The sequence below is a fragment of the Vitiosangium sp. GDMCC 1.1324 genome (genome assembly GCF_003044305.1).
In the GTDB taxonomy this organism is placed as follows: Bacteria; Myxococcota; Myxococcia; order Myxococcales; family Myxococcaceae; genus Archangium.
Genome location: NZ_PZOX01000012.1, coordinates 147362 through 162475, shown reverse-complemented (window position 1 = coordinate 162475; position 15114 = coordinate 147362). Strand labels below are relative to the sequence as shown.

At 69.4% G+C, this 15114-nt stretch carries 12 protein-coding genes; 8 read left to right on the top strand and 4 right to left on the bottom strand.

From position 1 onward, the window contains the following. The first annotated feature begins 10 nt into the window (after positions 1-10). The 5 genes from DAT35_RS31225 (at position 11) to DAT35_RS31205 (ending at position 5020) form a co-directional block, all read left to right on the top strand. The gene (locus DAT35_RS31225; RefSeq protein WP_108071813.1) at positions 11-1786 is read left to right on the top strand and encodes a protein kinase; all 1776 of its coding nucleotides are present in this window, start codon (positions 11-13) and stop codon (positions 1784-1786) included. Positions 1787-1821: 35 nt separating this feature from the next. Next, entirely contained in the window at positions 1822-2211 is a 390-nt protein-coding gene (locus DAT35_RS62470) for a BsuBI/PstI family type II restriction endonuclease (protein WP_108071811.1), read from the top strand. Positions 2212-2306: 95 nt separating this feature from the next. Beyond that, on the top strand, positions 2307-2897 hold the full coding sequence (locus DAT35_RS61100; RefSeq protein ID WP_108071809.1) for a hypothetical protein: 591 nt from the start codon (positions 2307-2309) through the stop codon (positions 2895-2897). A gap of 37 nt (positions 2898-2934) precedes the next feature. After that, complete coding sequence (locus tag DAT35_RS31210; protein ID WP_199243049.1) at positions 2935-3558, top strand: head protein; 624 nt, start codon at positions 2935-2937, stop codon at positions 3556-3558. Positions 3559-3751: 193 nt separating this feature from the next. Beyond that, positions 3752-5020 carry a GAF domain-containing sensor histidine kinase gene (locus DAT35_RS31205; RefSeq protein WP_108071807.1) on the top strand — a complete coding sequence of 423 codons (1269 nt, stop codon included), beginning with the start codon at positions 3752-3754 and terminating at the stop codon, positions 5018-5020. On the opposite strand, the gene DAT35_RS31200 is transcribed toward DAT35_RS31205, so the two are convergent. Next, positions 5015-5761, bottom strand: a complete 747-nt coding sequence (locus tag DAT35_RS31200) for a phosphatase PAP2 family protein (protein ID WP_108071805.1) — start codon at positions 5759-5761, stop codon at positions 5015-5017. The two genes, DAT35_RS31205 and DAT35_RS31200, sit on opposite strands and share 6 nt — an antisense overlap. Before the next feature lie 221 nt (positions 5762-5982). Here DAT35_RS31200 and DAT35_RS31195 point away from each other — a divergent pair, with 221 nt between their 5' ends. Further along, positions 5983-6456, top strand: a complete 474-nt coding sequence (locus DAT35_RS31195) for a DofA protein (protein WP_233261831.1) — start codon at positions 5983-5985, stop codon at positions 6454-6456. A 24-nt stretch (positions 6457-6480) separates the two neighbouring features. Here the strand turns inward: DAT35_RS31195 and DAT35_RS31190 are convergent, their stop codons facing one another. Both DAT35_RS31190 and DAT35_RS31185 read right to left on the bottom strand, forming a co-directional pair. Continuing rightward, a complete protein-coding gene (locus DAT35_RS31190) occupies positions 6481-7179 on the bottom strand; it encodes a bifunctional 2-polyprenyl-6-hydroxyphenol methylase/3-demethylubiquinol 3-O-methyltransferase UbiG (RefSeq protein ID WP_108072160.1) in 699 nt (232 codons plus the stop codon). A 176-nt stretch (positions 7180-7355) separates the two neighbouring features. Then, positions 7356-8789, bottom strand: a complete 1434-nt coding sequence (locus DAT35_RS31185; RefSeq protein ID WP_108071803.1) for a hypothetical protein — start codon at positions 8787-8789, stop codon at positions 7356-7358. A 420-nt stretch (positions 8790-9209) separates the two neighbouring features. On the opposite strand from DAT35_RS31185, the gene DAT35_RS31180 reads away from it, so the two are divergent. Then, complete coding sequence (locus DAT35_RS31180; RefSeq protein ID WP_108071801.1) at positions 9210-10622, top strand: NAD-dependent succinate-semialdehyde dehydrogenase; 1413 nt, start codon at positions 9210-9212, stop codon at positions 10620-10622. On the opposite strand, the gene DAT35_RS31175 is transcribed toward DAT35_RS31180, so the two are convergent. Next, entirely contained in the window at positions 10612-11841 is a 1230-nt protein-coding gene (locus tag DAT35_RS31175; protein WP_108071799.1) for an SdpI family protein, read from the bottom strand. The genes DAT35_RS31180 and DAT35_RS31175 overlap by 11 nt on opposite strands. 255 nt (positions 11842-12096) lie before the next feature. Between DAT35_RS31175 and DAT35_RS62165 the strand changes: the two genes are divergently transcribed. Continuing rightward, complete coding sequence (locus DAT35_RS62165) at positions 12097-15030, top strand: sigma-54 dependent transcriptional regulator (RefSeq protein ID WP_304466073.1); 2934 nt, start codon at positions 12097-12099, stop codon at positions 15028-15030. Positions 15031-15114 lie beyond the last annotated feature (84 nt).

The window sequence follows — 15114 nt, the reverse complement described above, 5'->3', positions numbered from 1 at the left end:
AGGTCGGTCCATGACGACGGAAGCCCTGCACCCGGACCACCTCCTGCCTGGCCACATGGTGGGCCCCTGGCGCATCGTGGAGCGCCTGGGAGTCGGAGGCTCCAGCCGCGTCTTCAAGGTGGAGCGCGACGGCCTCTTCTTCACGATGAAGATGGCGCTGCGGCCCCTCTCCTCCGAGGAGGAAGAAGGAGAGGAGGAGACCTCCTGGCGGATGACACGAGAGGTGGCGGCTCTGCTGACGTACTCGCCCCTTCCCAATCTTCTGCGCGTGTACGCGGTGGACTGCTGGCCCCACCCCAAGAAGGGCTACCTCTTCTTCGTGATGGACTTCGTGGACGGGGACAACTGGCACGGGTGGCGCTGGAGGACGCCAACCCATGCCGCCGGTCTGCTCGACACCTTCTCCGAGGTGGTGCGCACGGTGGGCGTGCTGCACTCGCGCGGCGTGTACCACCGGGACTTGAAGGCGGAGAACATCCTCATTCGCAGGGAGGACGGCCGACCCTTCCTCATCGACTTCGGCAACGTGCGCCTGCCGGGGGCCTTCACGAAGACGCTGGGCCTTCCGCCTGGCGTCATCCACCTGCTGCCGCCAGAAGTCCTCGCCTACACACGCAGTGAGCTGTGGAAGCAGAACATCCCCTTCCAGGGGGGTGTCCCCGCGGATCTCTACGCGCTCGGGGTACTGCTCTACCAGGGACTCACCGACCTCCACCCTTTCAACCCCGAGCTGCCAGACGAGACGCTGTTGACGGCCATCGCCACCCTTCCCCCGAAGGCGCCCCATCTCCTCAATCCAAGGGCGCCGCGCTCCCTGAGCGACATCGCCCTGAAGCTCTTGGAGAAGCGGCCCGAGGACCGCTACTCCGACACCGAGGCGCTGCTGCAGGCCCTGTGGAACGCGGGCAGGGAGCGGACATCCAGCGCCTGGAAGGTGCCGCTCTTCCCCGCCAGCGGCAACCCGACGGCGCAGCCGCCGCCCCAGGAGTCGGCACAGGTCGCTCGGCTGCCAGACGTGACACACGAGGTCCCGCAAGAGGCTCGGCCGCCCAGGAAAGAAGAGCACCAGGCAGAGGCACGGCAGGAAGCCCCTGCCACACTTGGGCGCCCGCGCCGCGCGAGGTGGCCCCTGGCCCTGCTCGCGAGCCTGACCGTGCTCGGCCTTGCCTTGTGGCTAGCACACTCCACACTCGCGTCCCCACCCGAGGCACTGCTGCCCGGGTCTGGCCATTCCGAGAAAGGAAGCCCACCCGTGTCCACCCCTCCCCGCTCTACTCCCTCCAGTTTCCTCGCCGCCTGGTTGTGCGCCGTCGTCGGCCTCGGCTGTCCCGCCGCCCAGGTGAAGCCTCCAGAGCCCGCCGATTGCTCCGAGGAAGCGAAAGAGGCCATGTTCGAGAAGTTGAAACTTTCGACGGCCAGCCCCCTGTATGCCACCCTGGACTCCAACCAGCCCGTCGATATGACCGACATCGGCACCCGCCAGGGTGCTCCTGTCATCAGCCGCATCAGGAGGGGAGCCGGCAATCTGCCCGAGGGGACGCTGCTGCACGGTCGCCTCTGGATGGGCCCCGGCATCACCGATCGGGGGCCTGGGAGGTCAAGGCCGGCCGTCATGGGCCGTTACACCCTGGCCGTGCTGCCCGATGGCAGGAAGTACCCTGTGTGCATCGTGCTGGGCGACGGGGAGGACGGGTATATCGGCATCGACGAAGGCTCCAGTCTGAATCCGAGTGTCGCCTTTCGGGACCATAAGCTGGCCGTGAGCCCAGTCGAGCGCTGGCCCTGAGTTCCCTGCCCCTTCGGAGCGACCTGGGTTGAGCGATGAGGCGGCTCCTCGCTTCCAGGTCCATCCATTCGCGGTCCTCACCAGGGCGTTCGCCATCAGCCCGTCCACACGCATGCGGACACCGACAAGCGTGCCCTGGGAGAGGGCAGCTGCCTTCTTCTCATGAGCATCTCAGAAGGAGCACTGCACCACCGGAATCTCAAGCTGCCGGCCGCTGCCGCCGGTCACGAAGATTTTCCGGGAGCGAAGCGGTGACGAGCCATAGCCCGGTCAATCCCAAACGCCACGCTGAATTGAGGAAGCTGCTCACGGGCTTTCGGGCGGGCCTCGTCTATGTCACGGCCTTCATGGACAGGAAGACCCTAAGCAGGTTCCCCATCATTCATTCCTTCGGCCCTACGAGGTTTGGTGCTCGCAACTGGTAGTAGAGGTACTCGCCCGAAGACGTTGGCCCGGATCACGCCACGTGCTACGGCGCCCATCCCCCACCGCGGACCAAGGCCTCCACCTGAAGACCCGTATGACGCCCGCAAGACTCATCACCTCGACCCTCTGCCTGCTGCTCGTTTCCTGTAGTGCCACCCGCTACACCGCTTCGCCGTCCGCCGAGGAGCTCACCCGCTACGTGCTCGTCCTCGAGGAGTCACCCGGCGGCCAGGTCACCGAGCACTGGCGGCATGCCGAGGAGTTCGACCTCTCGTGGTACCAGTTTCCCACGAGCGCCCGTGAATCGACCTATGGCCGCATCGTGCGCGTCGCGAAGACCTACCAGCGCGACTGTGACGCGGAGAACGACCAGTGCATCAAGATGTGCATGAACCGCCCTCTGCCTCGGGGCTTCGGACATACGACGTCCGGGGGAAGGGGAAAGGGTGGAAAGCTGGCGTGGTGCACCACGCAATGCCAACAAGCCTATGCTGATTGCCAGGAGGTGGAGGGCCGTCAGCGCCAGGAGTTCTCGGCCGTGGACGAAGCCGTCGACTGGTTGAAGCGCCATCACCAGGGCATTCTGGTGGGCAGCATTGTCGTCATCGCCGGGGTTGCCTTCGTCACGGTTTCCGCCGGAGCGGGGCTCGTGGTCCTCGCACCCGCAGTGCTCCTTGCATCCTGACGAGCCATCCTCGGCTCCCGCAGCACGGAGGCGATACATGAAAAACGAAAGCCCCACTTTCGAAGCCATCAATCTCCTCGGCCTGATTCATGAGAAGACCGAGTCTGCGGAGGAGAAGGAATTGCTTCTCACCGCGGCCGAAGCGCTCCGATTCATCGAGACGACGGGCCAGCAGTATGAATTCAACGACTACCGTCAGGATCTCAGGACAGAAGGGCCCGCGATGGTCATCGCCTCTTTCGCGACGCGCGATGAGGCAGAGGCGTGGCTGAAGAACCACCCCAAACCACCCCATAGGGCGGCGGTGCTGATCGCGGACGAATACCACACCGTCTACTATTGGCGGGACACCAACGTCCGCAAGATGCCCTCCACACCGTTTATCGAGTTCTACCTCGAGGAGATGATGCAGGACGGCCGTCCGCCTCCGCCGGTGGCCAGCTTCGACACGCGGGAGCAGGCCAGGGCTTGGTTCTACGGCCTGTCCGAGCGGCCCTCACAGGCCATCATCCAGCTCGCAGGTGAGCCATACCTTGCGGCATATCATCGCAACATCGACCATCTCGCCTTCCACTCCTTCTCCCTCGTTGAGGGACTCAAGGAGTGGCGCAAGTCGCTGGACGAGAAGAAGCGGTCCGAGGAGCCCGGGCCGCACTCCTGACGCCCTCGCGGCCTCCCTCGTCACCCCGTCCGGCATGAACCCAGCAGCCTGGATGCCGGAGATATGTGGAGGACCGAGCACCCCGTGCCGGAAGGACCACGGGCGGACAGCCGGGCCCCGGGACAAGAAGTCCTGGGAAGCATCCATGGGGTCGGGCATGGTTGGCGCGAGTCTCCCCTCCGGAGAACGACCCATGAAGGTTGCCCCGCCCCATCCCCAGGAGGAAGCGCGCCTCGCCGCGCTGGATACCCTCGAGATCCTCGACACGATGCCGGAGGCCGGCTTTGACGAGCTGACGCGCCTGGCCTCGCGCCTGTGCGAAACGCCCATCGCGCTGGTGTCGCTGGTGGACCACTACCGGCAGTGGTTCAAGTCCCGCGTCGGCCTGGACACCCCGGAGACGCCGCGCGACTTCGCCTTCTGCGCCCACGCCATCCTGGGTGAGCAGCTCTTCGTGGTGGAGGACGCCCACAAGGACGAGCGCTTCCACGACAATCCGCTCGTCACCGAGGGGCCGCACGTGCGCTTCTACGCTGGCATCCCCATCCGGGGCCTGGGCGGGCTCAACATGGGCACGCTGTGCGTCATCGACCACGAGCCGCGCCAGCTCACCCGGGAGCAGGCGGAGGCGCTGGGAGTGCTCGGGCGCCAGGTGGAGGCCCAGCTGCTGCTGCGGCTGCGGGTGCGCGAGCTGGAGCGGCGCGAGGAGGAGCTGCGCTCGCAGCGCGACACGTTGGCCAGCGTCCAGCACCAGAAGGACGAGCTCATCCAACGGGTGATGCGCGACTTCAAGGCGCCCCTGACCAGCATCCTCACCAACGCCACCTTCATGCTCTACCGCCCGCACCTGCACGAGGAGCTGCAGCGCACCACGCGCGACATCCGCGACGCGGCGGACGGTCTGCAACGCACCGTGTCCAATCTGCTGGACGCCAGTGGCGACGAGTCCTCCCTCCCCTTCGATGCGGCCCGGTTCGACGTCAACCTGCTGCTCTCCGAGGTGGCGCGCGACTTCCAGCAGCGGCTGGTGAGCTCACCGCGCCGCTTCATCCAGTCCGTGAAGCTGGCGGAGCCGCTCATCACCGCGGATCGCGAGCTGCTGCGCCGCACGCTCGTCAACCTGCTGGACAACTCCTTCCAGTACACCGCGCTGGGCAGCAGCAAGATAACGCTGGAGGCCGCCAACCCCGAGCCCGGCCTGCTGGAGCTGCGGGTACGGGACGAGGGCCCCGGTATCGCCGCCGCCGCGCGCGCGAACCTCTTCGATGCCCACCTGCCCGATGCGCACACGCCCGGCTCCGGGCGGGCCGAGGGCGGCAACCGGCTGGCGCTCGCCTTCTGCCGCCGCGCCGTGCAGGCCCACGGCGGGTGGATCTGGGTGGAGGACAACCACCCCAAGGGCGTGGCCTTCTGCATCCGGCTGCCGGTGCTCCCGCACGGGCCCCTCTTCTCCGGCTCATGAGGGCGCGGTGTGGCCTCGGGACTCCTCTCGGAGCCCGGGGCTGCGCCTCCGGGCCGCGCGCGCCACCAGCGCCGACAGCAGCGCCCACGCGAGCCCCGCCATCCACCCGCCCACCACGTCCGTGGGGTAGTGCACTCCCAGGTACACCCGCGTCAGCCCGATGAGCAGCGTGAGGCCCAGTGCCACGCTCAGCAGGTACGCCTTGCGCCACCGTCCCTCCACGAGCTGCGCCAGCAGTGCCCCCAGTGTCAGGTAGACGATGGCCGACAGCATCGCGTGCCCGCTGGGGAAGCTCTCCGACAGCACCTGGGTGAGGTGAGGCACCACCGAGGGCCTCGGCCGGGCGAACACGCGCTTGAGCAGCGAGTTCACCACCGCGCCTCCCACCGTCGAGCACACCACCAGCGCAAGTGTCCGCCAGCGCCGCGCCAGGATGAGGAAGCCACTCACCGCGCACACCACCAGCGCCAGCACCGATGGGCTGCCCAGCGCCGTCACGTCCCGGGCCGCCTCGGCCAGCCACCGGGGCCCGATGGGTTCCCCGGGGTTGTCCGGACGCCGCAGCGACAGCAGCACGCGCTCGTCGAAGTGTTGGGTTTCCTGCTCACGCACCTCGTCCGACAGCGCGATGAAGCCCAGCCCCAGCGCAAGCAGCGCCAACAGGATGGCCAGCAGGCCGATGCCATCCGCCCCCAGCCACCCGTGGAGCAGCCCGCGGAGCTCGCGCGGTGAGAGTCCCATGCGCACACCCTAGGTGTTCTCCCACCGGAGCGCACCAGGCTTCCGTGCAATGTCAGACACCGTGCGCGCTTCATTCGTGCGCTCGGCGGCAGACCGTGTCGTGCGGGGCTTGGGATTGGCGTCCGGGAGCACCACATTCCCGATTCGAGCACCCGGGTTGTGCGCTCGGAATACCGCGACCGGGCATCCTTGCCGGCCCGCTTCTGGGAGTGATGGTCCCCATGTCCGCTTTCGCTTCCGCTACCGTTTCCCCTCCGAACTACAAGACGGGCCTCATCAACAAGGTCTTCTTCATCCGTTGGGAGCAGCCCCCCACCCCGCAGGACCTCCAGGTGGTGGCCACGCGCTTCCGCGAGGCCTACGAGGCCTACCGGCAACAGCTGTGCGTCGTCATCACCACCGGAGCCAAGGCGCGGGTCCCCAACGGAGATGAGCGCAAGGGCCTCTTCAAACTGCTGGAGGACCACCGCAAGTACATCTGCGAGCTCCACCTCCTCATGGAGGGCAACGAGCTGCAGCACAACCTCCAGCGCATCATCGCCTCGGCGCAGCTCATCGTGACGCGCATCTACGACAACAACTACGCGCGCCTGCACAAGAGCGCGGAGGGCATCGCGCCCTTCCTCACCAGCAAGATGAAGGTGGACGGCAACCGCATCATCAACGATGCCCGCCTGCTGGGACTCGTCAGCTAGTCCCAGCCGGTGCGGCCCATGGCCCTACCGCGCCACGCAGACGTAGAAGTTCTCGCCGTAGTAGTCCTCGCTGTCGGCCGCGAGCACGCGCGAGAAGCCCAGGCGCCGCAGCGTGTCCACCAGCACGTCCGGCTCGAAGAAGGTCACCATCTCGGTGGGGTCGGTGACCAGCCGGCGCGTCACGTCGACGTGGTACGCGGCCGCGGCCCGCAGCGCTTCGTCCCAGCGTCCCTCCGCCTTCCACTCCTCGATGGAGCGCACCATCACCTTGTGCAGGTCCGGCCGCTGCCGGGGTCCGGTGGCGATGACCACGCCGCCCGGCTTGAGGTGCTCGAAGCACTGCCTCAGCACCAGCTCCGGCTCGCGTACGTAGAAGAGGACGTTGTTGAGCACCACGGCGTCCGCCTCGCCCGGCACTCCGGGTGGGAAGGAGCGCACGTCCCCCTCCAACACCTTCCACCACCGGCGCGCCTCCTCCGGCATCCCGGCCTGTCTGACCATGGCCAGCCCGAGCATCGCCAGGTTGTTGTCGAAGCCCACCACCGTATGCCCCCGCTCGACGAGCGGCTGGCTCACCAACCCCGTGCCACACCCCGCGTCGATGACGTACCTGCGACCCTCGGTGTCACGAAGAACCTTCGCGACCATCCGCTGGTAGCAGTTGAGCTGGGAGCAGATGACGTCATAGCTCCTGGCGAACTCGGTCCAGATGTTGTCGACCATGGTGGGGCCCTCGCTCTCGCCCGGGGCCATCCCGGAGCGTGGGCTCTCAATCTAAGGAGCCATGAGAGAGCGGGGACCCCCTCGCGCGGAGAGGAGATTCCCCCCCCAAAAAAATCGGGCCCCGCGTCTCCGCGAGGCCCGGGCACAAGGGCGACGGCAACGCCCCGCGCACCAGCTCAGTGCTTCTTCATCCACTGGTAGATGGGGGCCCACACGTCCGTCTTGGCGTTGGCGCCCAGGAACAGGTCCGCGTGGCCGTAGTCCGCGGCGCGGAACGCCTCCTGGAACTTCTGCACCCGGAGGATGGTGACATCCTTGCTGCCCAGCAGCTTCTTCGCCGAGTACTCGCCGTAGCTGCCGTAGCCGCCCGCGGCCCCCACGTACAGCACCGGCACCTTCACCTCCGACAGGTTGTCGTCGTACGGCAGATCCTTCTGGCCGCACAGCAGCTGATCGCCCTCCACCTGCTCCGTGAAGCTCTGGTACGGGTGGGCGGAGCTGAGGAAGTCGAAGAACTGCCGGTCCGTCACCTGCTGCAGCCCCGTCAGCGCGTTGTTCGGATCGAACTTGCCCGCGGCGAAGTGGTAGCCGGGCACCGCCGGGTAGATGCCGGCCTGCTCATTGGAGAGGAACATGTAGGTGGCCGCCCCCACCGTCACGCCGAGCTGGCTGTACGTCATCGGCGGCAGCTCCATGCCCGGCAGCTGGGCCTGGGTGTTCGGCCAGTAGATGGCCGCCTGACCCACCTGCATGATGAGCACGCCCGCGCCGCTGCCGGACAGGTTCCCCTCGTAACGGCCGCTCTTGAGGAGCATGTCCCCCACGGTGGCGCGCACGCACGCCCACTGGCGCTGCTGCTCGGCCTCGGGCCCGAAGTGCATCACCATGTCCACCGGGATGAAGCCGCTCACGCTGCGCAGCCCCGGCGGGAGGTCCGTCTCCGCGCTCATATAGGCGTAGGCCACCTGCGCCCCGCGGCTCCAGCCCAGCAGGTTCATCTTGCCGGCGCCGCTGCCCGTGAGCGCGCGCACCGCCCGCGCCACCGTGAGGCTCGTGCCCACGTCCTTGGCGTGCGTGCCCAGGTTCCAGTTCTTCATGAAGGTGAAGTCCTGCGTCTCCGCCGGCACCTGCGTCCAGCGCAGATCGATTCCCCACACGTCCACGCCCTGCTGCGCCAGGTACACGGCGATGGAGTGGTCCGCCTGCACCTGGGCCGTCAGCGTGCTGGCCATGAACGCGCCCCGGAAGTCCCAGGCGTCGCCGTGCACCATGAGCACGGACTCGGGCGCGCGCGCCGGCCACCAGGGAATCTGCTCCTTCACCACGCGGTGCAGCACGATGATGTCATGCGCCGCGTCCGGGCCCACCTGCAGGCGGATGCTGTAGTGGGCGATGTCGCTCGTCACCTGCTCGCGCGTGAAGCCGCTCACGAAGCGGGTGTTCTCCGTGCCCGCCAGGCAGCCCTGGCAGTCAGAGGCCTGGAGCATGGACTGCACTTGCCCCACCTCCTCCACCGCGGCGGGTTGCGCCTCGGAAGCAGGGGTCTCGACACCGCACCCCACCAGAGAGAGCAGGGCGACCGGGACGATGTGGCGGAGATTGAAGCGCATGTGTTCCTCAGAAAAAAGTTTCTACAAGGTCGGAGAAGCAACGTTGCGGCCACCCCACCGGCCCGACTTGCAGAACTCTAGAGAGCAGGAACCACGCCAACCCCCCAAGTCCGCGAAAAGACTGGAATGCCTTCTCAGGCATGCCGTCAACGCTGAAACATGACGCTGTTATTAAACAAAGGAAAGCCCGATTTTCAGAGGGAGCGGACAGAACGCGTCGGAATTGAAACCGGTGCTTCAAGAATGAATCAGAAAACGTGTATTCAAGGGCAGGTGTGACAAACATGTCCTCTCGGGGTGAAAACCCACTGCGACACTGTTGTCTGGAAAACACGTGAAGGTGTGAACGGGGCCCGCACCTGCGGCTTGTGGCCCTCGGGCGCCGTGCCCACACTCCCGCGCCCTGGAGGAAAGCCCCACATGGCGTTCGCCACTGTCGACCCCACCACAGGCAGGACACTGCGCACCTTTCCCCCCCACTCCGAGGAGGAAGTGGAGACACGGCTGCGAATGGCCGTGGAAACGTTCCACACCTACCGACATACCGCCTTCGCCGAGCGCGCCGGGTGGATGCGCCGGGCGGCGGAGCTGCTGGAGGCGGAGGCGGAGCGCTATGGGCGGATGATGATGGAGGAGATGGGCAAGCCGCTGGAGGCCGCGCGGGCCGAGGCCCAGAAGTGCGCCACCGCCTGCCGGTACTACGCGGATCACGCCGAGCGCTTCCTGGCGGACGAGCCGGTGGACACCCCGCCGGACACGAGCTTCGTGCGCTACCAGCCGCTCGGGCCGGTGCTGGCCATCATGCCGTGGAACTTCCCCTTCTGGCAGGTGGTGCGCTTCGCGGCCCCGGCGCTCATGGCCGGCAACGTGGGGCTGCTCAAGCACGCGCACAACGTGCCGGAGTGCGCGCTCGCGCTGGAGGAGCTCTTCGTGCGCGCGGGCTTCCCGAAGGGGGCCTTCCAGACGCTGCTGGTGGACGTGGCGGCGGTGCGCCGGATCATCGAGGACCCACGCGTCAAGGCGGTGACGCTCACCGGCAGCGAGGGCGCGGGCCGGGACGTGGGCCAGCGCGCGGGCCAGCAGCTCAAGAAGGTGGTGCTGGAGCTGGGCGGGAGCGACCCCTGCGTGGTGCTGCCGAGCGCGAACCTGGACGCGGCGGTGGAGACGGCGGTGAAGGCCCGCCTCATCAACAACGGCCAGTCCTGCATCGCCGCCAAGCGCTTCATCGCCACCGAGCCCATCTACGCCGAGTTCGAGCGTCGCTTCGTCGAGCGCATGCGCCGCGCCGTGGTGGGAGACCCCAAGGACGCCAAGACGGAGGTGGGCCCGCTCGCCATGGAGAGCATCCGCGACGGGCTGCACGCGCAGGTGGAGCGGAGCGTGGCCGCGGGAGCGAAGCTGCTGCTGGGGGGACTCAAGCCCACCGGGCCCGGCTTCTGGTACCCGCCCACCGTGTTGGCCAACCCGCCCCCGGGCTCGCCGGCGTACCGCGAGGAGATGTTCGGCCCGGTGGCCGTCCTCTTCCGGGCGAAGGACGCCCAGGACGCGCTGCGCATCGCCAACGACTCACCCTACGGGCTGGGCTCGGCCGTGTGGACGCGCGACGAGGCCGAGCAGCAGCTCTTCATCGACGGGTTGGAGGCCGGCACGGTGTTCGTCAACGGCATGGTGGCGAGCGACACGCGCCTGCCCTTCGGCGGGGTGAAGGCCTCGGGCCATGGGCGCGAGCTGTCCCGCCACGGCATCCTCGAGTTCCTCAACATCAAGACGGTGCGCCGGGTGTCCCCCGCGTCCACGCCGCCGGGGAAGACGCCGGCCCAGGCTAACGAGTAGGCACGCGCTGCCGGGGCGGCCCGTCGCGGTGGACCTCCTCCACGGCCTCGGCCACCGCGTCCATCTCCAGGCCGAGCTGCTCCACGCTCTGGCGCAGGCCCGCGCCCGCCACGTCCGCGCTCGCCGCGTCCGCCGAGCGCACCCGCAGCACCTGCGTGTAGAGGTTCTCCAGCGTGTAGTACAGGCGCATGTGCTCGGCCTCCAGCCGCGAGGCCGACGTGGCCAGCTCCGCCCGCTGCCCCCGCTGCTCGTCCAGCAGCCGCAGCGTCTTCTCCAGCCGCTCCTTCACCACCTCGTCGCGCTCGGACTCCACCCGCGCCGCCAGCTTCCCCCGCTCCTCCTCCAGCCGGCGCTCGTCCTCGGGCGTGCTCAGCGAGCGCAGCTCCCGCTCCCGGCGCGCCAGCTCGTGGCAGCTCTTGCGCAGCCCCTCCACCGTCTGCTCCGGCTGGTGCACCACCTCGCGCAGCAGCCCCGGCCCCGAGCGCAGCTCCGCGAGCAGCTTGTCGCACAGCGCGTTCACCCGCGCCGTCCGCGGGTCCTCGGACTCCTGAGGTGGAGATGCCTCGGTCTTCTGGGAGGCCTGGGTCCTGGCGGGAGCCTCGGGCTCCGGCTCCAGGGCATCCTCCCGAGAGGCCGTGCCCTCCACCGCCCCCTCCTGCAGCCGGGCCCTGTCCCGCACGCGGCCCAGGATGCCCGCCGCCGACGAGCCCAGGCCCAGCGCCACGAAGATGAGCCACCAGAACTCCCGCATGTGGAGGACCGCCATCCCCGCCGTCACCAGCGCCGCCAGCACGAACACCCACCCCATGAAGGGGTTGGCCTCCTCGGCCTGCCGCTTGCGCTTCAGGGCCCGCTGCTCCTCACGCCACCGCTCCCGCTCCCTGCGCCGCTCCCACTTGCGGCGCTCCTTCTTGCTCAGGCCGTCGGCCCACTTCTCCACGCCCTCGGCCCACTTCTCCACGCCCTCGGCCCACTTCTCCACGCCGTGGGCGTGCTTCTGCGCCCACTGCTCCACCCCCTGGGCGTGCTTCTGTGCCCATTGCTCCCACCCCTCGGCCTGCTGCCGTGCCCACCTATCCCGGTCCTGGGCCTCGTAGCGCTCCCACTGCGCCTTCCTCTCGGTATGGCGCTTCTGGCCCTCGGCGAGGGCCTCCAGCACGCGACGCAGGTGCTTCTGGAGCGGGGACTCGGGCGGGGGAGCGGGCGGTTGCGGAGCCATGGCGGATTCCGGGTAACGGCGCGGCGTGTCACGGTGTGTCGCGTGTCTCGGTGTTAGGTACACCGGACGTCCCTCATCCTGCCCACGATTCGGCTGTTTCCACCAGAAGGTCGGACATGCCGCGGGCCGCCCATTCCTTCCTCTCCAGGGATGGATGCGGCGCGCCCGCCTGTTCGCAGCCCCGTCGGTTTGCCCTTCCTCTCCAAATGACCGATGAAGGAAGAGCGGGCGGTGGGACATCAGGGGGCAGTTGTGGTGACCAGGAATGAAGCACAAGGATTCGGACCCGAGGCCATCCGCGCGCTGCGTGGAGAGCTGAGCCGTGCGGCGTTCGCCCGCCAGCTCGGGGTGACTCCGCTCACGGTGTACCGCTGGGAGCTCCCGGAAGCCGCGCCCCAGGCCCGCCGGCCCCGGGGACGTGTGGTGCAGGCCCTGCGGCAGCTCGCCGAGGGCGGCGGCCCCCTGGCCCAACCCCCTCCTCCCCGCCTGGCCACGGGCTCGCATCCCGAGGAGATGACGCCCGAGGAGCGCTCCCGGCTGACCGCCTGTCTGGTGCTCATCCAGCGGGGCGACTGGCGCGCCGCGGAGAATGCCCTGCTGTCGATGCTGGCCCTGGGGGAGCTGCCCTCCACGGGAGCGCGCGCCCTGGCCGCGGCGGGCCTGGCCTATGTGTACCGCTGGGGCTTCGAGGACGTGCGGCGCGCCTTCGCCATGCTGCTGCCCCACCTGGCCGAGGCCGACGCGGGCCAGCTGCCCGAGTCCGTCGCGGTGCACGTGCACACGGTGGCCGCCAATCTCTTCGCCTCTCCGGACGGCCGCATCTTCGACGCGGGCAAGGTGAACGTGCACGTGGCGCGCGCCGAGGCCCTGCTGCGCGCCAACCCCTATCCGGGCATGGAGGTGCACTGTCAGCTGCGCATGGCGGAGCTCGCCGCGGCCTTCTACCTGGGTGCGCCCGAGCTCATCTCCCGCCAGCACGGGCGCCTGGAGGAGACCCTCTCCGGGGTGTCGGACCCCACGATGCAGCTGCTGGCCTCGGACGGGCTCGCACATGAGGCCGCCATCCGGGGCGACGCCTCGCAAGCCGCCCGGCGCTTCCGCGAGGTGGCGCAGGCGGCGGCGCGCGTGGGCTATGGCTTCCTCGAGGCGCGCAACCTCGCCTTCCTCGCGCAGCGCCGGCTGGACGAGGCGTGCGAGCCCGAGGAGGCACTCGCGCTGCTGCGCCGCGCCCGCGAAACTGCCTGGGGTGGGAAGCTGCCACGAGGCTTCTCCTTCATCTTCGCCGCGCGCGCGGAGGCGGATGCCCTGCTGCGGCTGGCTCGCTTCGCCGAGGCCGAGGCGGTGCTGGACCAGGGCGACGCGGTGGTGGAGGAGCTGAGCTGGACGCCACACCCCCTCGCGGTCCAGCGAGCGCGCTTCCTCTATATCTCCGGCCGCTACGCGGACATGCGCCGGCTGGCCTCCCGGCTCTCGGGCTACACCGGGCCCATCCAGCAGGCCCTCACCCGCATCTACGGGCGCTGGGTGGCGGCGCTGGCGGACTGGGCCGAGGGCAACGCACATCGGGCCGCGGAGGGCTTCGCCGCCGCCCATGCCCGCGCCCTGGAGGTCGGGGGCTGGCCCTACCTGCGGCGCGACTGCATCGTCTCCGAGGCGGGTGCGCGCGCCGCCGCGGGGCATCTGCCGGAGGCTCGCGCGGCCCTGCGCCGGGCCCGGGCCCTGCTGGAGCAGTTCCCCTCCGCCTGGAGCACCGCCCTGCTCCACCGGCACGAAGGCTCGCTGCTCGCGCGCGAGGGCCGCACGCGTGAGGCCCGGGAGAAGCTGGAGGCCTCGCTGGCCACCTTCACCCTGGCCGGAGACATCACGGAGGCCACCCTCACCCGCCGCACGCTCGCCAGTGTGGTGCGCGCCGCGGGCGAGCCGGGCGCGGATTCCTGGTTCCTCCAGAGCCAGGAGGAGCTGCGCCGCCACGGCATCACCCCGCCCCCGGACTTCAACTTCAACGCGGCCCTCCTCCCCGTCCAGGAGTCCTCCCCCGCCCTGGAGGCCGCGCCCCGGCTGGGGGCCGAGTCATTGCTGGTGCCCTTCGAGCGGCTCGCCGTGCGCGGCATGGGCGCGCCCCTCATCCAGCGGGAGCTGGTGGCGGTGCTGGAGGGGCTCTTCCCCGGCCGAGCCCCGCGCCTGGAGGAGTTGGACTCGCAGGGCCACGCCACACCGTTGCTGGGCGAGGCCGACCTCCCCGCCAGCGAGTGGGTGGAGCTCAGCGACGGGTGTGGCCGCCGGCTGCGCCTGGGCGTGGCGGGCCCCCTGCCCGCGGACGGACGGGCGCTGCTCACCGCGCTGGCGCGCCTGGCTGGCTTCGCGCTGGAGGTGGCCGAGCTGCGGGGCTTCGCCCAGACGGAGCCCCCCCTGCGCGAGCCCGATAATGGAGCGCCCGAGGTGCCCGGCTTCATCGCCGCCTCGCCCGCCATGCGGAGGCTGAAGACGGAGCTGGCGGGGCTGAGCGGCTCGCGCGCCACCGTCATCGTCACCGGCGAGTCCGGCAGCGGTAAGGAAGTGGTGGCGCGCGGCCTCCACCGGCTGTCGGCGCGGGCCGAGCGGCCCTATGTGGCCTTCAACTGCGCCGCGGTGCCGAGCGAGCTCTTCGAGGGCCAGCTCTTCGGCTACCGGCGCGGGGCCTACACCGGCGCGGCCACGGACCATCCGGGCGTCATCCGCGCCGCCCACGGGGGCACGCTCTTCCTGGACGAGATTGGCGAGTTGCCGCTCGAGGTGCAGCCCAAGCTGCTGCGCTTCCTGGAGAACGGAGAAATCTTCCCCCTGGGCGAGACGCGGCCCGTGCAGGTGGACGTGCGCGTCATCGCCGCCACGCACCGGGATTTGGGGCAGCTGGTGCGCGAGGGCCGCTTCCGCGAGGACCTCTACTACCGGCTGCAGGTGGTGCCCGTGCGGGTGCCTCCGCTGCGCGAGCGGCGCGAGGACATCATCGCCCTGGCGCGCCACTTCGTGGCCCAGCTCACCCCCGAGGGGCAGGAGCCGCCGCAGCTCGGGCCGGACGCGCTCGCGGCGCTGGTGGCCCATGCGTGGCCGGGCAACGTGCGCGAGCTGCGCAACGTCATCGAGCGCTCGCTCGCCTTCGGGCCACTGCCGTCGATGTTGGGGGCGGACCGGCTGCGCATCACGGGCTGAAAAAAGAACACCGCGGGCCAGGACAGGGGGCGAACCCGACCCGCGGTGCGTGGTTACGACACCCGCGAAAAGATGCGCTCGTGG